At 45.5% G+C, this 22,656-nt stretch carries 19 protein-coding genes; 1 reads left to right on the forward strand and 18 read right to left on the reverse strand.

What is annotated here, in order from left to right; translation table 11 throughout:
* The first annotated feature begins 206 nt into the window (after positions 1-206).
* Entirely contained in the window at positions 207-1,769 is a 1,563-nt protein-coding gene (locus tag R2103_RS10270; RefSeq protein WP_317531315.1) for an amino acid permease, read from the forward strand.
* A 13-nt stretch (positions 1,770-1,782) separates the two neighbouring features.
* On the opposite strand, the gene R2103_RS10275 is transcribed toward R2103_RS10270, so the two are convergent.
* From R2103_RS10275 to R2103_RS10360, 18 genes are all read right to left on the reverse strand, one after another.
* Positions 1,783-4,452, reverse strand: coding sequence for an MMPL family transporter (locus R2103_RS10275; protein ID WP_317531316.1), 2,670 nt, complete (start codon positions 4,450-4,452; stop codon positions 1,783-1,785).
* Positions 4,453-4,720: 268 nt separating this feature from the next.
* Positions 4,721-5,356: a DedA family protein gene (locus tag R2103_RS10280; RefSeq protein ID WP_317531317.1), complete on the reverse strand. Its 636-nt coding sequence runs from the start codon at positions 5,354-5,356 to the stop codon at positions 4,721-4,723.
* Positions 5,357-5,508: 152 nt separating this feature from the next.
* Positions 5,509-6,489 carry a sulfite exporter TauE/SafE family protein gene (locus tag R2103_RS10285; RefSeq protein ID WP_317531318.1) on the reverse strand — a complete coding sequence of 327 codons (981 nt, stop codon included), beginning with the start codon at positions 6,487-6,489 and terminating at the stop codon, positions 5,509-5,511.
* Between the two features lie 224 nt (positions 6,490-6,713).
* Positions 6,714-7,040 carry a DUF4389 domain-containing protein gene (locus R2103_RS10290; RefSeq protein WP_317531319.1) on the reverse strand — a complete coding sequence of 109 codons (327 nt, stop codon included), beginning with the start codon at positions 7,038-7,040 and terminating at the stop codon, positions 6,714-6,716.
* Between the two features lie 112 nt (positions 7,041-7,152).
* Positions 7,153-7,647 carry an NlpC/P60 family protein gene (locus R2103_RS10295; RefSeq protein ID WP_132428174.1) on the reverse strand — a complete coding sequence of 165 codons (495 nt, stop codon included), beginning with the start codon at positions 7,645-7,647 and terminating at the stop codon, positions 7,153-7,155.
* Between the two features lie 50 nt (positions 7,648-7,697).
* Complete coding sequence (locus R2103_RS10300) at positions 7,698-8,777, reverse strand: chemotaxis response regulator protein-glutamate methylesterase (RefSeq protein ID WP_317531320.1); 1,080 nt, start codon at positions 8,775-8,777, stop codon at positions 7,698-7,700.
* 37 nt (positions 8,778-8,814) lie between these two features.
* Positions 8,815-9,426 carry a chemoreceptor glutamine deamidase CheD gene (cheD, locus tag R2103_RS10305; protein WP_090318531.1) on the reverse strand — a complete coding sequence of 204 codons (612 nt, stop codon included), beginning with the start codon at positions 9,424-9,426 and terminating at the stop codon, positions 8,815-8,817.
* Between the two features lie 4 nt (positions 9,427-9,430).
* Positions 9,431-10,294, reverse strand: coding sequence for a CheR family methyltransferase (locus tag R2103_RS10310; RefSeq protein ID WP_317531321.1), 864 nt, complete (start codon positions 10,292-10,294; stop codon positions 9,431-9,433).
* A gap of 185 nt (positions 10,295-10,479) precedes the next feature.
* Positions 10,480-11,709: an IS256 family transposase gene (locus tag R2103_RS10315; RefSeq protein WP_317531322.1), complete on the reverse strand. Its 1,230-nt coding sequence runs from the start codon at positions 11,707-11,709 to the stop codon at positions 10,480-10,482.
* Positions 11,710-11,939: 230 nt separating this feature from the next.
* Positions 11,940-12,452 (reverse strand): chemotaxis protein CheW, encoded by a 513-nt coding sequence (locus R2103_RS10320; RefSeq protein WP_317531323.1) that lies wholly within the window; start codon positions 12,450-12,452, stop codon positions 11,940-11,942.
* A gap of 59 nt (positions 12,453-12,511) precedes the next feature.
* Positions 12,512-14,710, reverse strand: coding sequence for a chemotaxis protein CheA (cheA, locus tag R2103_RS10325; RefSeq protein WP_317531324.1), 2,199 nt, complete (start codon positions 14,708-14,710; stop codon positions 12,512-12,514).
* A 131-nt stretch (positions 14,711-14,841) separates the two neighbouring features.
* Positions 14,842-15,207: a response regulator gene (locus R2103_RS10330; RefSeq protein WP_090318542.1), complete on the reverse strand. Its 366-nt coding sequence runs from the start codon at positions 15,205-15,207 to the stop codon at positions 14,842-14,844.
* Between the two features lie 53 nt (positions 15,208-15,260).
* On the reverse strand, positions 15,261-15,845 hold the full coding sequence (locus R2103_RS10335) for a hypothetical protein (RefSeq protein WP_317531325.1): 585 nt from the start codon (positions 15,843-15,845) through the stop codon (positions 15,261-15,263).
* A 289-nt stretch (positions 15,846-16,134) separates the two neighbouring features.
* Positions 16,135-17,373: an EAL and HDOD domain-containing protein gene (locus R2103_RS10340; RefSeq protein ID WP_317531326.1), complete on the reverse strand. Its 1,239-nt coding sequence runs from the start codon at positions 17,371-17,373 to the stop codon at positions 16,135-16,137.
* 161 nt (positions 17,374-17,534) lie between these two features.
* Complete coding sequence (locus tag R2103_RS10345; RefSeq protein WP_317531327.1) at positions 17,535-18,251, reverse strand: GGDEF domain-containing protein; 717 nt, start codon at positions 18,249-18,251, stop codon at positions 17,535-17,537.
* A gap of 292 nt (positions 18,252-18,543) precedes the next feature.
* On the reverse strand, positions 18,544-20,247 hold the full coding sequence (locus R2103_RS10350) for a diguanylate cyclase (RefSeq protein ID WP_317531328.1): 1,704 nt from the start codon (positions 20,245-20,247) through the stop codon (positions 18,544-18,546).
* A 144-nt stretch (positions 20,248-20,391) separates the two neighbouring features.
* Positions 20,392-21,024: a response regulator transcription factor gene (locus R2103_RS10355; protein WP_107803953.1), complete on the reverse strand. Its 633-nt coding sequence runs from the start codon at positions 21,022-21,024 to the stop codon at positions 20,392-20,394.
* 15 nt (positions 21,025-21,039) lie between these two features.
* Positions 21,040-22,611: a histidine kinase gene (locus R2103_RS10360; protein ID WP_317531329.1), complete on the reverse strand. Its 1,572-nt coding sequence runs from the start codon at positions 22,609-22,611 to the stop codon at positions 21,040-21,042.
* Positions 22,612-22,656 lie beyond the last annotated feature (45 nt).

A 22,656-nucleotide genomic window follows, 5' to 3' on the forward strand; every position in this document is an offset into this window, starting at 1 on the left:
CTTGCCCTAATGATGAGCAAACGATCGCATACTGGATAAATCAGCACTCAGCAAAACCCTTATAAATTCTTCACATTACCTGCAAAAGCCAGAGCAGCTTCCGGTGTCGGCAATCGGATTGAAAAGATTTTATGATATTATTCGAGCCCGATTGAGGGTTAATCCCATTGCATCGTAACTATTTGTTTAAATAAAAGGTAGCATGCATGATTTTCTGGCGCGTAAAATCACTTGATGCCATCCTGGCAACTGCAGAAAAGAAAAGTCTTCACCGTACCTTGGGCGCATGGCAGTTAACGCTATTGGGTATTGGCGCGATTATCGGCACCGGTATTTTCGTTTTAACAGCTGAGGCTGCACAGAAAGCCGGGCCCGGCATGATGCTTTCCTTTGTTATTGCCAGTTTCGTGTGCACCGTCGCCGCGCTGTGCTATTCCGAGCTGTCTTCCATGGTGCCGGTATCCGGGTCCGCCTATACTTATTCATACGCAGTGCTGGGCGAATTGGTCGCGTGGCTGGTCGGGTGGGCGTTGATGCTGGAATATTCCGTAGCCGCCAGCGCGGTTGCCGTCGGCTGGTCAGGCTATTTCGTCGGTCTTATGCAAAACTCGCTCGGGATAGAGATACCCTTCGCACTGGCGAATGGACCTTTTGCTGGTGGAGTTATTAACTTACCAGCAGTTTTCATCTGCATACTGGTCATCGCACTCCTGGTTATTGGCACGCGCGAAAGCGCCACATTTAATGCCACATTGGTCGCTATCAAGATTGCCGCATTAACGCTTTTCATTGCTTTAACACTACCGGTTGCCAATCTGGAAAATTTCCAGCCTTTCTTACCATTAGGAGAAGCTGGGGTAGTGGCTGCGGCATCGTCCATATTCTTTGCTTATGTAGGATTTGATGCGGTTTCCACCGCTGCGGAGGAAACCAAGGATCCGCAGCGCAATGTGCCCATCGGGTTGATCAGTTCGCTGGCAATCTGCACTGTCTTTTATTTGCTCATTTCAGCCGGCGCGATCGGCGCTATCGGTGCACAGCCGCTGCTGGATGAAACCGGTAAGAATTTGGTGCCCGGTTCCTTGCAATTGGCCGAGCAATGCAAATCGCTAGCCGCTCTCGGACAGCAGCCGCTGGTTTGCTCACGTGAAGCATTGGCGTTAGTGTTACGTGAGATTGGCTGGGAAAAGATTGGTAATTTTCTGGGGCTGACCGCTTTCCTGGCGCTGCCTTCGGTGGTTCTGATGATGTTGTTCGGCCAGACGCGCATTTTTTTCGTCATGTCGCGCGACGGTCTGCTGCCGGAAGTTTTAAGCCGCATTCACCCGCGCTTCAAAACGCCGCATATTGTCACTTACGTAACAGGCCTGGGTGTCATGGCCGCCGCCGCTTTCCTGCCGGTTGGAAAACTGGCGGATATTTCCAATTCCGGAACGCTGTTCGCTTTCATGGTCGTAGCGTTTACCGTGATGATACTGCGCATCAAAGACAAGAACCGCGTGCGCCCCTTCCGGACACCGATAGTTTGGCTGATCGGCCCGCTCGCGGTACTGGGTTGCATCACGCTTTTTTTCTTTTTGCCAGCCGATGCAAAATTGGTGTTCCCGATCTGGTCAGGAATTGGATTGATTTTCTATTTTCTCTATGGCTACCGCAAAAGCCACGTTGGCCGAGGCGTTGATACACCCGCCGGTGGTGAAGATATCATCAGCCAGGTACGGCCTCTGGCCGATTGCGATCCGGACGGCACGAACAAAAAAACTGAATAACTCGTTTAGCGTGCTAGGTATTCGCTTTAACCCCGGCAGCCGGAGCGCGAAGCAAAGCCGGCAGAATAATGAGTGTGCAGATCAGGGTAAAAGCCAATCCCACAGTCAGCAGTATCCCCATACTCGCCGTACCCAAATGCGACGAGAAGATTAAACTGGCAAAGTCCACCAGTGCTGTCAGCGCACTGTAAAAAATGGCCCGCGCGGTGCTGGTATGAATCAGAACTTCACTCACCAGCTCATTATTGATACTCCGATACACCATGTGCAGACTGCTATCGATGCCGAGTCCGAGTAAGAGCGGCAAAGCTATGATGTTGGCAAAATTAAACGGAACATCCAGCAGAATGGTGAACGCCGCAGTGAATAAGCTCGACAGCAGCAGCGGCAATAGCACCAGCAAGGTATATTTAATACTGCGCAGCAACACCAGTAAAATCACCACCACACCGATCAATGCCAAAGAGAATGCCTGAACGAATGCCTGCACCACGGCTTCACCCGCTTCCAGACTGATCACCGGTACGCCGATGGCATGCGGCGCCACTTGTTGCACGGATCGCACAAAGCGCCGTAAGGCATCGTTATCGTTAAGATCCTCAACCGGATAAACCGCTAGCCGGTACCCGCCCGCATCGCTATGCCAACGGTCTTTAAACGCAACGGGCAAATCCCCCTCATCGAAAACAGTTGCCTCAGTCGCAGTACGCAAACTTTGCAGAGCCAGCGGCAACATCGCCAGCAGATCGTCTTCGATGGCATATAACAGTTTACTTTTTTCATCGTTGCTCACTTTATCCAATTGCGTGAACAAATGGGTCAGCGTCGACTTTAAAGCACTTACAGTGGCGGCCGATGGATGCTCCGGATGGTTGACGGCAAAACGCTCCAATGCCGCGACTAATTCCCGTAAGGCCTTATATTGCTCGGCCAAAATCGCATCGCTGGTGATCCGGATTTGCGGCGGCGGTGTCGCGGCAATCGGTCCGATTGTCAGCGCCATTTCCTGAATCAGCGAGAATTTCTCTTCCTGCTGCGCCGGCACAAAATCCAATACCGTGACGACTTTGTTGACTTCGGGCAGATCAGCCAGCCGTTTCGCCAAAATTTCCGTTTCCTGCGGATTGTTAGCCAGCACTGCAATATGCCAAGGCGAAAGATCGGGCTCGGCCAGCAATTCCCGGAAAGTCTGTACTGCGCCCCCCTTCGGGTCTTGCATATTGAGCAAATTGTAGTCGAATCGCACTTGCGGTAAGATTGCCAGCGCTGCCACCGTCGCCACCAGCGTAACCGCGTACGTTGCTTTGTGCCACTTCAACGAAAGCTCGAGCACCTTGCCAACCGAACTTTTTGCAGCCGGTTTTGCCACCGCCTTCTTCGGTAGATAGCGCAACAACGCAGGGCCGATAATGAGCGTAACCAGCAAACTGATGATCATACCGGTTCCAGAAATGATGCCGAGCTCGGCTACTCCGCTGTAATCGGTTGGCATGAAAGCATAGAAACCGATCGCATTGGTGACGGTACACGCAGTCAAGGCTGCTCCGGCATCGCCGCCGGAGATATGGATGGCTTCAGCCGGGGAATGATTATTTTCCAGAACTTCGCGATAGCGCAGCAGAAAATGGATTGCAAAATCCGCCCCCAGGCCGATATACAGTACGGCAAAGGCAATGGAAATCAGATTCAGATGGCCGACAACCGCAGTGGCAAATGTCGCCGTCAAAATCAATCCCATCAACAGACACACCAGCACGTTGAGGATCAACCCTCCGTTACGCATGGCGAAGAAAAGCACGACGCCGACCAGTACAAACGTGATAATTCCGGCATATTCCATACCGCGCAGCGAGCTGTTGAGCTCTTCTTCGGCCAGGGCCACCTCGCCGGTAATGCGTAAGCGGATTGGACTACCCTCTGTGATTCCGACACTTTCCGCCGCGGCATGCAACGCGGCAATGGATTGCTCGGCTGGAAACAGCTGAGAAAAATCAAGCCGCGGCTTGATGATGATGAGTTCTTGGTAAGTGTTTTTTTGCGCTTCGCCGCTGAACATGGTCTGCCATGACAATGCTCTGGGAGAACCATTCAGCCGCGCTTCCAGGGTTGCGTTGACGCCCTTCAACACCGGACGCAATTCGATACTCCGTCCCTTGTTCAACTCATCCACTGCGCTGGTCAGCACATCGGCAAAAGCAGCCAGCGAAGGATCTCGGCTAATGCGGGTGATCAAGGGCTGCGCCGCGGCCAAGCTATCGGTAACCCGTTCAAGTTCGGTAATACTTTGATAAAGCAATCCGTTACGAGCGGTAAAGTCATCCACTCGCGGTGAATAGACATCGTAAAAATTGCTGGAATCTTGCTTTAACCGTGCAGCCAAATTCTCCGTCGCCACCCGTACTTGTTCCGGTGTAGGCGCATTCAAGACAATGAGTAGAGTATCGATGTCTTGCGGGAATGATTCATTGTAGCGTTTCAGATTGACACGAAACGGCAAGTCTTCGGACAGCATCTCGGCGGTATCGGTATTCATACCCAAATTGCGCGAGACGTAGACGCCGCTGACGATTGCGATCAGTAGCGCCGCTAGCAGGACCCACAACGCATACTGATAAGAAAATGTGGTCCAACGCGCAAAAATGGCATGAACACGGCTATGTGAAGTTTCCACTGGTGTTGTCATTGTTCTGAAGAGGAATTGAAACGATCGGTGATGAATATTGCCTGCGCGAAATTCGGGATGCTGGCGATCACGGTATTAAGATGCACCGGCTGTTTTTTCGCGCACAATATGGGGTCAAATCGCACTGAATGATCTTTCAGTTGAGTTAAATATGCTGATTTTACATTAAAAACTTGGTCTTACGGCAATTAGTCACAGCACGGATTTAACCTTCTGATAATTATCACTCTTCAGTCTGATGAAATACACCGCTATCCGCAGGAGATTCTTACTGTTTTTTGTAGCGGTGCTTGAGATACTCAATCACCGGCGGCGTTATCGATAGAATGATGATCGCTAGAATGATGAGTTTGAAATTTTGCTGCACCATCGGCAGCTGCCCAAAATAAAATCCGGCATAAACAAACGTTCCGACCCATAGCACGGCGCCCACTATGTTATATACAATAAAGGTGCGGTAAGGCATCGTGCCGATACCCGCAACAAAGGGCGCAAAGGTACGGATGATGGGAATAAAGCGTGCGATGATGATGGTTTTTGTGCCATGTTTCAGATAAAAGGCTTGGGTTTTTTCGAGATATTCCCGTTTGAAAAAGCGGGATTTCTGCGAAGCAAATACTTTTGCTCCCACCGTTTTGCCTATCCAATAATTCACAGAATCCCCTAGAATACCGGCCAAACTCAAGCCAGCAAATAAGACATGCGGATTAAGCTGAGAACCTTCCAGCGATGCCAGAGAACCGGCCGCGAATAACAGGGAATCACCCGGCAGAAGCGGCAACACAACGAGTCCGGTCTCGCAAAACACGATCAGGAAAAGAATGCCATAAATCCACAACCCGTATTCTGAAGCAAGCTGTTGCAAATGCTTGTCGATATGAAGAATGAAATCAATAAGAAACATAAATAATTGTGGGAAGAATGAGAACGTTAGGCATCGGACTCCGGATGGAGAGGCATACTTAAACTGAAGAAGAATCCAGTTTGGTTAAGTTTAACTGGAAGAACAGAAAAAATCTCCCGGAATATCGCTTTATTTCCGGGAGATTATTATAGCTACAACGTGATGAGCGCTTTATAGAGATTGAAACAGCTAATCGTAATGATCAGAATACCCACGAGTATCAGTAAAGTACGCGCATGAAACTTCTTGCACAAGTAAGCAGCGAAAGGCGCTGCAAACAAACCGCCGAAAACCAATCCGATAATCAATGGCCAGTGATCGGTTTCCATCAGGAGTGCAAACGTCGCCGCACTGGCTAATGTCAGAAAAAATTCCGCAAAATTGACCGAACCGATGGTTGTGCGCGGATCAGTGCCTGTCCCCACCAAGGTTGAGGTCACAATCGGTCCCCAGCCGCCACCGCCCGCTGCATCCATGAATCCACCAAAACAGGCCAGTTTACCGATATGCTGAGGCGCGTCCTTACGGGCGCTCAGTTGCCGGAAAGCTTTACTGAGAATATAAACACCCAGCAGAACTAAGTAAGCGGATATGAAAGGCTTGAATAATGCGCTATTGACATGCGTAACTAATAACGCGCCCAAGATACCGCCCAATACACCCGGCACCAGTAAACGAGTGAACAATTGTTTATTGACATTACCGAATTTGGCATGCGCAATGCCTGAGACGCCCGTGGTAAATATCTCAGCGATATGCACACTGGCACTAGCGGCAGCCGGACTTGCACCGGAGGCTAATAAAAAAGTGGTTGCGGTGACGCCGTAAGCCATACCCAAAGCGCCATCGACTACTTGCGCAAGAAAACCAACGGCAACTGCACTCCAGAAAATCCTGCTATCGAGCGTGCCGCTAATAATCTGCCAGCTTTCCCCCAAATCCTGCGCAAGGAAAAAGCGAATGATCAAAAACGCGATCAGTAAAACTAATACAACTACTGCAAACCATACGGCAGCACGCAAAAAAGGATGCGCATCCAGATGAGAAACGGTATCTTCGACAGGCGGTAATCCTAATTGTTGATGTTCTTCATTGACGGGATTCGACGTCAGATCAAGATTGCGTATTTTCATGAGCTTAGCTTTATATTACCTTCAAAATGCGCTGCACTATAGCCGCACCCGAACATAATTTGAAATAATATTTAGTAATATGCTTATAGCAATAAGTTAGAGCTATCGCCGGGTGCAGTATCCGGCAGAAATGCGATTACAACCAAAGAATACGCCGGAATCGGATCGGAGTTTGTTTGAATCAGATAAAGGAAAAATCAGAAAAACACCAGAACAGCAATGAATCAATCGTTTCTACTACTATCACTGCTATCTTTAATCATATCGAGGGTATCGCTGGCATTTGGCCAAGTGCTGAACGGAAACGGGCGTTGCTCACTATTAAAAGTCAGGAAGTTAATGATCTGATGAATATAGATGCTTAGACTCTGACTGAATCCCAGTAAAAATTCATTCGTTTTTCCGGTTAGTATTAACGTGGCAAATTGGAAAAACAAGATACCAATGACCAATGAATTAGAAAATCCGTAAATGAACATGAAGAAAAGCATAAAAAGTCCACGCTGCCAGTTTTCTCTTTTCTGAATTCTTTGTTTAATCTCTTCATTCATTTTATTTTTCCGTAATTTGATGCAGTCACATTACGCGATCTGCATATAGGAAAACAAGAATACCACTATGCTGGATTTGCTTGAGTTGAATCAGATAATGCTATTTTTTCGCTTATATGCGAACCGATTTCCAGTAGTTGGATTGCCAGTAAACATGGTCCAACCGGGATATTGTGACACCTTTCTTTTCGGAGGCATGCAGAAATTTATTTTTTTCCAAATAGATTCCAACATGATTTGAACTCGGACCCGTTTTGAAAAATATCAGATCACCCGCTCTTAAATCGTTTTTCCTGATTTCTTTTCCAACCATCATCTGCATTCTGGTTGTTCTAGGCAGATGCATTCCAAGTTTTGATTTGAATGTCAGATGCACGAAACCTGAACAATCGATTCCGCGCTGACTCATTCCGCCACGCTGATACCGCACCCCTTGCCACTCATTAAATTGGGAATAGAGTGCTTTCTTAATGTGACCGGAATCTGTTGATTTATTGACTGGTGGGCGCGAGCCCTGTTTTACCGAAGGTTTTTCCTGAAGGGATCCACAACTCACCAAGAAGCTGATGCCAATAAATATAATAAGCCGAGAAATAATCCTTTTCATTGATAAGTCGCTTTACTCTATAACCAATTAAAAGTAAGTTCTTACAGCGATTATACGCGATTACCGTGCGATCCCATACTTGATATTTTTGACAAAACAGACCTTGCCATATCTTTTAATGATACAACTTCATTGACGCCACCTGCTGCGATTGCTTCTTTCGGCATCCCAAAAACAACACAACTGGCTTCATCTTGGGCGAAATTATAAGCGCCTGACTTCTGCATTTCAAGCATTCCGGCCGCACCATCTTTTCCCATGCCCGTGAGAATCACACCGATAGCATTTTTGCCTGCACAATTTGCAACCGAACGGAATAGTACATCAACCGATGGCCGATGTCGACTGACTAGCTCCCCCTGATTTAATTCCGTCATATAGTTCGCACCACTGCGCTTGAGCAATAAGTGCGAGTGTCCAGGTGCGATAAATGCATGTCCTGGTAACACCCTCTCACCTCCCTGGGCCTCAACCACAGCTATCTTGCACAGGCTATTTAAACGATTGGCAAATGATTTTGTGAATCCTTCCGGCATATGTTGAGTGACCAGAATCCCCGGCGAATCAGGCGGCATACGAATTAGAAATTCTTTGATGGCTTCTGTACCACCGGTAGAAGCTCCCACGATGATTAACTTTTCTGTCGAGGCGATTCGATTCGCGATGGCAGGCAACACTGCATCCGCAGTTGCACTTTTGGTTACCAGTGGGGATGCATTTCGTTTGAGTCTGGCAGACTTCGCAATACGGATTTTATTGGCAATTTCGCTACCGTATTCTTTTAATCCCGATGCAATGTCAATTTTGGGTTTAGCCACAAAATCAACTGCGCCCAATTCAAGTGCACGGAATGTCACATCGGAGCTTTTCTCAGTTAATGTTGAAACCATAACCACCGGCATTGGCCTTAATCGCATTAATTTTTCCAAGAAATCAAGCCCGTCCATTTTGGGCATTTCAACATCCAGCGTCAGCACATCCGGATTCAATTCCCGGATCATTTCCCTTGCCGCTAGCGGATCAGCCGCCGCTCCAATGACTTCCATATCGGGCTGGCTATTAATTATCTCAGTTAATAGCTTACGAATAAGCGCCGAATCGTCAACAACGATAACTGTTATTTTCTTCATAATAAAAACTCAACGTATTTCATGAAACAGGTTCAAGCTAGGAAAACAATTCCACATCTCCACCGCTATCAACCTTGTGCAGACGCTGTCTATAATCCTTTTCACGCTCGGAAATAGTCGGGTTGTGTATATTGCGTAATTTTTTTACCATTACTTTGCTGCTTTTTGGAAAGAAATAGACTTTGCGCGGAAAGATATCAACCAGATCTTGTGCTACGACTTTTATTTTCTCTGTTTGTAAAAACTTCAAGACAAAATCCGCATTCCGTTGTCCGACATTGGCGACTGTCAATCCATCCAGAACGTTACCACCGCCGAATACTTTTGCTTCAAGGTTTCCACGGCGAGCGCCTAGCTTCAATAACTGATTAATCAGTATCTCCATTGCGTAAGTACCATAACGGGCTGAAGCATTTAACGGACTACCCGCATCCCCCCCACCATCCGGAAGCATAAAATGATTCATACCACCGATACCGCTATAACTATCTCGAATACAAGCCGCAACACATGAGCCAAGCACGGTTACGAGCAGTAAATCCTTATCCGTAACATAGTATTCCCCTGGAAGCAGCTTAACAGCCTGATTATTGAAACTTTTATCAAAGTACAAATTGGTAGCAACTTGATCATCGATGATCTCAGCCATACGATTACCTCTGTTTATTAGCTAACTCATAAACGGTTTTCTCACGCAATTTAAACAAATCAACTGCATGCTGAAAGCTCTCTGAATGACCAGCAAACAACAATCCATCCGGTGCCAAAAGTGGCACAAATTTTTTCAAAATTTTATATTGAGTTTGTTTATCAAAATAAATCATTACATTACGACAGAATATCGCATCAAAAGGACCGCGAATCGGCCAGCTTTCATCAAGCAAATTCAGTTGCCGGAATGTAATCATATTCCGCAATTCAGGACGCACTCTCGCCGATCCGGCGTTATGCCCTTTGCCTTTAAGAAAAAATTGTTTAAGTTTTTCTTGGGGTATTTTTTCCAGCTTATCCAATGAATAAATACCCAACTGTGCTTTTGCAAGAACATTGGTATCCAGATCCGTTGCCAGAATGTGCACTGGAGGTGAAAATGTCTTAAATGCCTGCACCATCGCCATCGCCATTGAATAAGGCTCTTCACCGGTTGACGATGCACTGCACCAGAGTTGAATTTTGCCCTGATTCTTGCGCTTCTCTACATGCTTCTCAAGAATCGGAAAATGATGCTGTTCGCGAAAAAAAGCTGTCAAGTTAGTTGTTAAAGCATTTGTAAACGCTTCCCACTCTTCAGGATTGCCACGTTCCAGAAAATTAAGGTACTCATGAAAACTCGTCAGACCGTTGGCACGCAGACGCCGGGCAAGTCTGCTATAAACCATATTTTGCTTGCCTTTGGAAAGTGAGATGCCTGCATGGTTATATATCAGTTTTCTGATGCGTTCAAAATCAGCCTGAGTAAAAGCATACTCACGTATCCTGCTATCAGAGCTTTCATCACCACCCAAAATCATTTCCATAATGTATCCATTTGAATTCTAACAAATACTGCTTTACTGTCATTCCTTACAGTATCAGACTCTGGAGCTTCACCACTATTCATCAGACAGAATATATTAATATATTGAGTAAACAATGATATACAATTAGTTATATCTATTGCTAATATGGAGCGGGGGTGTCCTAGATTTTGTGTAAACGGTGGTTAATAATGCCGAGGCATTCTTTCGTTAAATTGAATAGTAAACCTGTTTAGTGCCGGTTTCCAATCTCTTAGTGGCATAGACCATTTTTTGGCGATATTGCTGAGAGCCAAATAAAACAATTTGATCACGGCTTCATCGTTGGGAAACGATCCACGGTTTTTGCTGACTTTGCGTAGGCTCATATTGACTGACTCAATCGCATTGGTGGTGTAAATAATGCGCCGTATCTCAGGCGGGTAGTCGAAGAATGGAATGATGCGTTGCCAGTTATTGCGCCAAGATCGGGCGATCGGTGGATAAGCATTGTTCCATTTATCTTCAAAGCCGGCTAACGCGTGCTCAGCCTCATCAATCGTGGCGGCGCTATAGACCAAACGTAGATCAGCAGCTACTTCCTTGCGTTTATTCCAGCTGACGTAGTTGAGACTGTTACGAACCATGTGCACGATACAGAGTTGTACAATGGCATGTGGATAGACGGTTTCAATCGCTTCGGGAAAGCCCTTTAAGCCATCGACACAGGCGATAAAGATATCTTGCACGCCACGATTTTTGAGTTCAGTGACAACGCTGAGCCAGAACTTGGCACCCTCGGTCTGAGCAATCCATAAGCCCAGTATTTCTTTATGGCCCTCCATGTTAATGCCGATCGCCAGGTAAATCGCTTTGGTACGAACGCTACCAGCGTCACGAACTTTGGTATGGATACAATCGAGATAGATCACAGGATACACCGCATCGAGAGGCCGGGATTGCCACTGCTTCACTTCATCCATTACGCCATCAGTGACCGTAGAAATGAGCGTAGGCGATACTTCGGCGCCATACATTTCAGTGAGGTGCTGTTGGATTTCACGCACTGTCATGCCACGGGCATACAGCGAGAGGATCTTGTCATCAAAGCCCGCCCAGCGGGTCTGATGCTTGGAAATGATCAGAGGCTCGAAGCTGCCCTCACGGTCACGGGGGATCTCGATGGGTAACTCACCGAATTCACCTTTCAGGGTCTTACGGCTTTTACCATTTCTGGTATTGCCAGTGGCATTGACTACCGTTTCGTGCTTATCGTGACCAAGATGATCGGCCATTTCTGCTTGCAAGGCACGTTCAACCAACGCTTTGGTGAGTTGCTTGAGAAGACCATGCTCACCGATTAAATCTTCTGGCTTTTTGTAATCGGCCAGCAGGCTATCAATTAAGCCGGCCGGCAGGGGGTTGGGTGTGGTCATTTTTACTCCAAAAATATATAAGCAGTTTCCTGCCATATGACCATTTACACAAAATTATTTACACCCTCTATGGAGCAGATAATTCGAAGGCATAATCTTTATGCCAGTAGCGAATTTTGCACCCAATTTCTTACTGCTTTCTTCAGTCCCATACGTGAACCGGTAACTTAACAATCACCAATTGCCTGCCTCGTTTCTTCTTAAGATCTCCGCTCCGAATCAACTATTCTCTAATTGATCGTTTGCTCTATTAACCCCATGTCGCTGCTGCTCATCATTTTTTCGATATCAATCAATATCAGCATGCGTTCGTCTACAGTCCCCAGTCCCATGATATATTCCGTATCAATCACCGATCCTAATCCCGGCGCAGGACGCATTTGCTCCAGCCCTAGTGTGATCACATCCGATACGCCATCCACAACTATCCCCATCACCCGGCCGGCCACGTTCAAAATTATCACTACGGTAAATTGGTCGTACGTTGCATTTCCCAGCCGGAATTTAATCCGCATATCTATGATCGGCACGATTATTCCGCGCAAATTAACTACTCCTTTGATAAATTCCGGAGCATTCGCTATCTGCGTTATCGCGTCATAGCCTCTTATCTCTTGTACTTTTAGTATCTCTATACCGTATTCCTCACTTCCTAACCGGAATGTCAGAAATTCATTCGCCATTTGACTGGTATGTTGATTGACTGCATTAGAAGTAGTAATCGCTGCTTGCTCTTGAGACATGGTAAACACTCCTGATTAATAAGTTATCTTGGTATAAAAATATCAACTATCCAATCGATCTATACCATTTCTTGTTGGCATGCCAACACAAGCGCAGCAGTGTCCAGAATAAGTGCGACTTTACCATCGCCCATAATCGTCGCACCTGAAACCCCCTGTACTCTGCGATAGTTACTTTCCAAACTTTTAATCACAACTTGATGCTGCCCAATTAAGTCATCCACAAACAAGGCTGCTTTGTGACCTTCAGCTTCAAGAATCACCAGAATTCCTTCATGCACCGCCGTCACATTAGGATGTAAGTTGAAAATTTCATGCAATGCAATCACAGGAAGATATTCGCCACGCACCTGCACCACCCGGCCATGACCACTTACCGTCTTAATATCAGCAGCTGTCGGTTGCATAGATTCGATAATATAATTGAGCGGCACGATAAACATCTGATCTCCAACTGCCACTGATAACCCATCGAGGATTGCCAGCGTTAATGGTAATCGAATCGATATGCGTGTACCCACACCGAGTGCCGACTCAATATCAATGCGCCCGCCCATACCTTGAATATTACGCTTCACAACATCCATACCCACACCGCGGCCAGATACATCAGTAACTGTTTCAGCGGTAGAAAAACCTGCCTCAAAAATCAGCAACCAAACTTCTTGATCAGACATGCCATCACTCACTGGCAAGCCACGTTCCTTGGCTTTGGCGAGAATTTTTCCTCGATTTAAACCCGCACCGTCATCGCTGACTTCTATAACAATGCTGCCACCTTGATGGAAAGCACGTAATGTAATCGTGCCTTGCGCGGGTTTGCCCGCCGCAATACGCTTCTCAGCCACTTCGATGCCATGATCAAGACTATTTCTTACCAAGTGAGTTAACGGGTCGGCGATTTTCTCGATAAGACCTTTATCGAGTTCAGTATTTTCACCGACAGTTTTCAGCTCAACACGTTTATTTAATTTTGCCGCCAGATCGCGCACAACACGCGGGTATCTGCTGAATACAAAGCTAATCGGCATCATTCGGATTGACATAACAGACTCCTGAAGATCTCGCGTATTCCTCTCTAACTGACTCATTCCACTAAGCAATTTCTCAAAAACCACAGGATCAAGCTGTGACGCCGTCTGTGCCAGCATTGCCTGGGTAATCACCAATTCACCCACGAGGTTGATCATCTGATCAACTTTTTCTATGCTGACTCGAATCGATGAAGTTTCGCTGGCGGAAGCCGATGCGCTTGCCTTGCTGGAAGGCTTATTCGTCACGTTCTGTGTTTCATTCTTATTACTATGGATGTTTTGCTGAGGCGCTGAACTCAGCTGCAATTCTGAGTCATCGACATCTTTGGGTGCGGCTGGGGCTCCAGGGAAAAAACCATAGCCAGGCGCAGGCGGCATACTTGCTATTGAAAGCTCATCTTCATCGGCAAAAGGTTCTGCAACAGAATCCTCCTCACTAGAATGAGGCTCCACAATCTCTGTAGTACCTGCAACACACTGAGTTGCAACCTCGATCTTTAAGTTTGCCGGATCGACAACAAATGCCAACGTTTCCCAAACATCTTCTTCGCTACTGGCGGTCGTAAGTTTCAGTTTATGATCTTTCCCGCCTGCCGAGGTTGCATCTTCAAGACTACCTAAGCGTTTCAAGTTAGCAAATAAGTTTCCAACTGCCGCATCACCCATCCCGGTACTGGAGAACTCTATGCAATACGTTAGTTTCGCTACGTCACTTTCTGATTCAGTTTCGCTAATCGCAACATTAGATGATCTCCCAATATCGGTCTCTACAGGGATAGCTTCCACTCCAATGCCAGAATCCGCCACGGTTTCAAAAGGTGGTGCCGAAACTTGTGTTTCATCACTCAGTTTTTTCAGTTCTTCACAAACTTCCGCCGCAACTGCGGGATCCGCTTCACCTTCTCCACGGTGACCTGCTAGTTGCGCCTTAATGACATCACCGGCTCTCAAAAAAGCATCCACCATCTCACTCCGTACTGCAAGCTCCCCTTTGCGCAATCTATCCAGCAATGTCTCCAACATATGCGTCATCTCCGTCATATCTGTAAAACCAAAAGTACCAGCTCCACCCTTGATAGAATGCGCTGCACGAAATATAGCGTTCAAATCTTCCAAATCGGGCGAATTTACATCGAGCCTCAGCAGGCACGCCTCCATGTCCGCAAGCAATTCTGAGGATTCTTCAAAAAATATTTCATAAAACTGTTCGAGATCTGTACTCATAGATAACCTGTTTCACGTTGAGTTGTTAGGCTAACACCCTAAAGAAGCGAGAAAATAGAAGCAGTAAGTACTTAAATTTCCAAATAAGTATGCTATCGGCAACCAATTAACCCACTTTGGGATATCAATATCTAACCAATTACTTTTCCGATTACTTCCAGTAATCTTTTCGGATCGAATGGCTTTACGAGCCAACCAGTAGCACCTGCCGCTCTGCCTTTTGCTTTAATTTCATCACCGGATTCGGTCGTTAGTATCAAGATAGGAATATTTTTGTAGTGCGCCAATTTACGGAGTAACTCCAGTAATTTCAGCCCGTCCATTCGTGGCATATTGATATCAGTTAACACCAAATTAACCTGATGATAATTAGCTTTATCTAATGCATCTTGACCATCGACTGCTTGAATGACTTCATATCCGGCGCCTTTAAGCGTAAAAGCAACCATCTGCCGGATGGAAGCAGAATCATCCACTGCAAGTATTGTCTTAGCCATTGATCTCACTCCTATTGCTAATATTGTTAATTTGTTTGATAAAAATATGCATACTAAAACAGCTCAATATCACCCATCTGCATACCTTGCTGCACAACTGGCTTTCTCTTACTTTTAGTTCTTGCCATATTCACTGCTTTAGAAATCCCTTCATGTATTGTGCCTAACGTATTTTTACCCGTATTTTCTTTCCAGCTTCCCTGTCGCTCAATGCGTTGTAGTTCAATATTCAATGCCTCCACTTGGCGCGTAGTATGTGCAAGCAATTGCGTTACTAAATCACCAAACTGTAATGAGGTAACAGCCATCTCCAATTCCTGTTCGATCTTATCGGCGATAACCATTTGTTTTTCTAGCAATTCCAATATGGGTTTACTTCCTTCAGGTGCTGCCATTTTTTCAATAGCCAAAACCATATCATGATGTGATTTCGTCAAATTACTGATATAGCCAAAATTAATAACCAGATTATTAACCGCATCACTTACAAGCCGGTCGACCTGATTTAATTCTTCCTTGATATTCATAAAGTATTCATCAGCTTCAGCATTACATAACTCACCATCCCGCTCCATCAACGCTGATTGATGTGTTACTTGGCTATCAGATTTGCCCTCAGCTGCTTGCAGCTCAGCCATAACTCTCTCCTCGTCGCTCATCTTGATCGAAGCTATTAAACTGCCATTCAACTCAGCAAACTGGCTACTTATTAATCTCTGTTTGCTTATACTCCCAGCTCACAAAAACTAAGGAATTTGTTTCGATGAGTACCTATCAACGGTTTTCACTAAAAAACAAAATTATTTACACTCAATAGGTTAACGACATTAACTAGAATAACTTTAGTATCCAAGAAATAAAAAACTACGTTGTGTACTGACCAAAAGTCAGCTACCAACGCTTTTTCTCGATAGATAATGCTTCATTTTAATTAGCTGCCTCACCAATCCGATTTGCCCATTCAATCGCTTGTATCTCGATATCAGCTAATTCGCTTAAACTTAAAAAACCCAACTCCGACAGAATCGATTGAATTGCAGCAATCTCACCTTTTTCATTGGCTTCAATGAGTTTCAATTCCTGACCTAAACGCCCCTCCCGGGTCAATAGTGCCTGGCTCATATCATCCGGAATTCCCAGCCTGTCAGTGATTTGTTGCATTTCAATGCCCAGCAATACATCTAGCAGCGATAGTATTCCCACCATGAATGCTCTTTCCTGGTGATTTTTGTCATGAGGACGTTCCGCTGTTGCGATCAACTCCATCAATTTCCCACGTGCCGCTGCTGTTTGCATTAATGCATTCGACATACTATCGTCGGATTGATTGGCGGTATAAAGCAACAGTTGTATCCATCTTTGCAGTTGCTTACGCCCTAAGATCATGATTGCATGTTTGATTGAATTAATTTTCTGAGGCAATCCGCTTGAAACTGAATTTACCATGCGCATCAGGTTGTAGCTTAAACCAGGCTGATGCTTAAACTCCCGTTCAAGTTCTTCGATATCACTGTCACCCATGACCAATGTCAGTAGCTTCAGCAAAGAAAGTTTGCCTGGATCGGCACGTTTTACCGTCATTACTTCAGGTTTTGCGAAATAATAGCCCTGGAACATCTGGAAACCCAATTGCATGCAGTATTTCTCTTGTTCCCGGCTTTCCACTTTCAGTGCCAGAAGCAATACCGGCCAGCGATTTAATTCAGCAACCAACTTTGTGAGCACATTTTGCTCAAGTGCGAGCACATCTACTTTCACCACACTCACCACAGGCAGTAATTGTTCCACCTTGCTATTCATTTCAACAATATTGTCCAACGCAAACTGATAGCCTTTTTGCTTCAGCTCGTTACAGCGTTGCATAAATTCCGGTGTTACCGTTGCTGTTTCTTTTATTTCCAATACGACATGCTTACTAGGCAATAAACTGATAATGTCACTCATCACCAACTCAGGATCGGCGTTGATAAAACCACGCTGCTTCCCTAATACATTCTGGATTCCTAACTGACAATAAGCGTTGATTATGACATTTGCTGATGCGGATAAATCATCTGTAATTCTGACCGACTCTTCAGTTTCTTCTTGTCTAAACAGTAACTCAAATGCTACAAGATTTTGATTACGATCTAGAATTGGCTGCCGCCCAAGAAAAAAACCTTCCATTTATCCTCCCGCGTTAATTCATATTTTTTGTATAAAAGTTTTAACTCATCGGCTGCGTTACACGTTTCTTAAGTATTTTTTCTTACTCGTCCACACTATTGATCCAATTCCCAGCTTGATCACAGCAAAACACTCATTCATGAGAATTTTGTTTAAGTTCATTAGATCAATGCAGGAATAGCGCGATTTTTGCCTGTGCGCTTCGCTTGATAAAGCGCCTTATCAGCGCGACTTATGACTGAGTTTTGATGCTCGCCAAACGAACGAAGCGCGACACCGGCACTAAACGTTATCGGTAATATTTGGTTATCCGCTTGGATTGAGTAATTCTTTGTCAAGTTATTTTGTATCCGTTGAATAACAGTCAGCGCATCTTGCATCTCGACATCGGGCAACAAGATGACAAATTCTTCTCCGCCAAAACGCGCCACAATATCGGAAGGCCGTAGTGTTTCTTTGGCTACGGTAACAAAATTGATCAGCACACTATCGCCATATTGATGGCCAAGGTTGTCATTGATCTGTTTAAAGTTATCCAGATCAACCAGCACGACCCCTAATGATTGCGCATTACGGTCTGCCCGAGCGGCTTCACGCTTAAAAATATCCTCTAAACCACGGCGATTGAATGCACCGGTCATTTGATCCGTTTGCACCAGACCTCTTAACTGCTCCAGCTCACTCTTCAGAGATTCAATCTTCTGTTCCGCGCGCTTTACTTGCTCTTGCGCAGTGAAAACTTCATCACTAAATCTCAATCCCCGGGTTTCTGATAACACAATGTCAAGAATCCCGATGATCTCATCAGCGTTATTTGTTTTACGAATCTGCTCGGCATATCGTTCCACTTGCTTGTAATAGTCTTCAGAATCAATCATAGGTTTCTGCTCACTTTTAATAGCATTTGTTGATTTAACCAATCTCAGCATTCTTTTTTGTTTAGTAGCTTCTTGCATGGCTATCCTCCTCAATTGACATCATTAAATGCCAGACTACGCCAGTTCAGGGGATAATTCGTTGGATTGCGAAGGAGAACCCATTCCGGTATAGACTGCCATGTCAACAACGTTAACAGAGCAGCCTGCGAATGGATTGAATGAATAAAAAGGGAAATCGGTGCTATTTACCGACAGAAAGTATAAATACTATGACTAACAGAATGTTACAAAACTAATCAGCGATGAGGATTTGATTCTTACCGCCTTTCTTTGCACGATACAAAGCTTCATCGGCTCGCTTGAAAACACTTTCCTGAGATTCGTCCGCTTGCAACTGTGCAATACCGGCGCTAAAAGTTATAAGTAAGCGCTTATTCTCATGCAGGAAGAACTTCTTGGTTAGATTGCGCCGGATTCTGGATAGAATCTGAGTCGCTTCTTCAAGACTTGTGTTCGGCAGCAAAATCACAAACTCTTCACCGCCATAGCGTGACACGACATCTTCGGGACGTGTTGTGTCCTTAACGGACTCAACCAGATAAACCAGGGCATCATCACCAACTTTGTGACCATGCGTGTCATTCAACAGTTTGAAATTATCAATATCCAGCAAGGCAAAACACAATGGCGTCTTATGGCGTATTGACCGGGAAGTCTCCCGCTCAAAAGCGGTATCCAAACCACGCCGGTTCAGTATTCCGGTCAAATGATCTTCATGAACTTTTTCGCCCATTTCCTGCAACTCGGTTTCGAGTTGATTGATTTTATCTTGCGCCAGACTCACTTCAGCACGCGCCGCCAGAAAATCATTACGGTAATTGAGTGCGCTTTTTTGCATCTGCTTGGTTTCTTCCATGATCTGCACCAGCAGTTGATTCAGCTCTTTTATATCATCCGTTTTACTGATTATCTCGGAATATTGTTCAAGCTTTTCCTGATATCCTCCAGTCGTATCGCTGAGTTCTTCGATATTGGTGATCAGTGAAGTCACCATCTTTTTCAGTGTCAGCTTGGCTTCACTCAAGTTACGCCGGATAATTTCCTGCCTCTGTGTGATTTCTGCCAGATAGTGCTCTGCTTGCTCGATGACTTGAAAATCCAGCGGTCTGGATATCGTTTCACGTAGTTTATTGATCTGCGCGCCAACCCATTGGTCTTCAGCCAACAATTCACCGGTACTCTTCATCAGCATATTGAGCAGATTGAGCAATCCCTGCTGCAATCTCCGGCCACTCTCACCATATTCATCAAACCTGCGGCAGAATTGTTTGAACTCCGCAGTAAACCGCTCCATTTCCTGCGTCTCTTTAATCTTGCGAACTTGATGAGCCAGCACTTTGGCTTCATCCGCCAGCGTAATATCATCTACTTGCGCGGCAACAACTTGCTCTAGCACTTGGGCCAGCAGCTCCAGCAGCTGATCAGTAAAATGATTGACCGAATGACTTGACTCCACGGCGGCTGGCTTGGATCGCACACCTTCCTGATCCACACCGGTTTGTGCAATCGCATCTTCCACTTCAATCACAGTACTTGATTCTTGCGACGCAGCAGCCAATGCACCCCATGAATCGATCAGCGCTTTTAGCTTGTTGTGCAATTGTTTTGAATCTTTCGAGAACTTGGTTAGAACCCGATTCACACCCTCTTTTTTCTTCGCGGTTGTCAGCGTGCCATGCTTGCTTTCCAGTTGCTTTAACAGCGTTTCTATTGTCTCTCCCCAAGCTGGAACGGTATCAATGATTGTATTCTCTATGGGCAATTCGAGACTTGCTGAACCCGCAACCGCTGAATTGGTATTTCCTTCCGGGTTACCTGAAATCTGGTTATACAATTTATGATAATTGTCAGGAGTCGGAGGAATTCTAAGCGTTGCAAGCTGCCGCAGCGTTTCACGGGCTATGATGGTTGGATTGGAGTCTTTTAATTGCTTCATAAAATTGGCCAGAATTAATTACTATATCAGCAGCAGTTCATAGAGTTCAAAAGTATCGGCCAAGCCGTAGAATTCTTAATCCTGATCCGATGAGAAAGCCCGAAAATAGATTAAAAATTGGCTTCCCGCGACAACAATGAGAAATCAGTCGACCAATCTATTTTTAATCGCATAGCGAATGAGCTCAGAATTATTAGTTAACTTGAGTTTTTCCAGCAAACGGGCTCGATACACGCTGACTGTCTTGGGGCTAAGGAACATCTCAGCCGATATCTCTGACAATGTTTTACCCGCGGCAATAAAACATAAGGTTTGATATTCCCGGTCGGATAACGTGGTGTGGAGGGGTTTGTCGACATCCGTGTTAATGATGTTCGCGAGTTCTTGCGCCACCACCGGACTCACGTACTTATCACCGGCAGCTACTTGGCGGATTGCCACTACCAGTTGAGCGGGCGCGCTTTGTTTATTGAGATAGCCGGATGCACCTGCTTTCAGTGCGCGAATTGCAAATTCGTGTTCGTTATGCATGCTGAGCATGAGAACGGCCAGACTTGGCCTGTCTTTCTTTATTTGCTTCAAAATTTCAATACCGTTTCTGTCCGGTAAAGAAATATCCAGTAGCATGACATCGAAATCTTGCTGCCGTGCAATCTTGATTGCTTGAAATCCCGTCTCTGCCTCACCGGTTACTTTGATGTCATCGGTTTCGCTCAGTATCTGTTTTAGACCTTGACGAACAATTGCATGATCATCAGCAATCATCACACTTATCATGGATACCTCCGGCTTCTAGAGCCGAGAAACCTTCTTTTTCTTTTTCATTGTTTCTAGTTGTACCGGCCGTTCCAATTCACTCTCCAGTCCAATCACATGCCCGGACTGATATTCCGGGTTACCTGTAGGTATGAGAATCGTCACTTTCGTTCCTTTTCCCTTATCTCCAGATATATGAAAATTGCCCTTCAGTTGCTGACAACGCTCGCGCATGCCTCGTATTCCGAATGAATCCTGCTTTTCCATATCGATATCGGTAATACCGCGGCCATTATCAATCACTTCAAGTAAAACCAATCCTTCTAATTCAATGAGCTTCACTTGTATCCGGGAAGCGTTGGCATGTTTGGAAATATTTGTCAGCGCCTCCTGGAAAACACGGAAAATCGCTATTGCCAAATCCGAGTCTAACGATATCTCATCTTCTTCACACGAAACTTTACAGGCAATGCCATTCCGGTCACTGAATTCTTTTGCTTGCCATTGAACAGCCGCTACTATGCCGCAATCCAAAATCCCCGGACGTAAATCAAGCGAAATCCGCCGGGTGCTATCAATCACCCGATCCACAAGCGATTCGATCGATTTTGCTTTTTGTTGATAAAATTCCTGCTTTCTGGCCGTTGAATCCATGCAGGGAAACAACTCGCATTTAATGGCGGTTAATGTGCCACCGATATCGTCATGAATTTCGCGCGCAATACGCGCACGCTCTTGTTCTTTGACTCTTTGCAAATAAGACGATAATTCCGCCAGCTGTTCGCGGGAGCGCGCGATTTCTCTCTCCGCCAGCTTATTGCGCGTAATGTTAATCATGATGCCATCCCAGAGTGTTGCATTATCCGACACTCTCCTGGGCGTCGCACGCAGGCTGATCCATTTGATATCACTATCACCTTTAACCTGAATACAGCCCTCCCAGTTCCAGGTTGATAACTGCTCTGCAGAGGTAACCATTAGCTGATGATAAGTTTTTTTGTCTTCTTGCAAGATTAATTCCGGAAACAGTTCCGGTCTATCCATCAGCATCTGGGGCGGCAATCCCAATAATGTCTCACTGGCATCACTTACATAAGGAAAACTTGCCTGATGTTTACCCGATAATAAAAATTGAAATACCACGCCAGGAAGATTGGAGGTGATCACTTGAAAAAGCGCTTCGCTCTTCTGTAAAGCAGTTTGTGTGGTAATGAAACGCTGATAATTCTCAACTTCGTGCAAGCTGCGCCGGATTGCCGGTACCAATCGAGCCAGATTTGATTTCATCATGAAATCATAAGCACCTAAAGCCATGATATGTTCTGCTGCTTCCTCACCTACGTGACTGGATATGATAATCAGCGGTATATCGAGCTCTTTGCTTTTTATGACTTGCAAAACTTCCTGAGCACTCAATCGAGGTAAATCATAATCCGATAGCACTACATTCCAATCCCGGGTCATCAGTGCTTCATGCAGAGCCTCAGCCGTAGTGACACACAGGCAATCGGTCTTAAAACCGCCTTGCGAAAGTATTTGCAACACCCGATCGATATCCTTCTCGGAATCCTCGACCATCAGTATGTTCAATTTCTCTTCATTAATCATCTCAGCATATTACCGGTTGAAGTCGATATAGCATATAACTTCTCT

Origin of the sequence: Nitrosomonas sp. Is24, assembly GCF_033063335.1 — a bacterium.
Classification (GTDB): domain Bacteria; phylum Pseudomonadota; class Gammaproteobacteria; order Burkholderiales; family Nitrosomonadaceae; genus Nitrosomonas.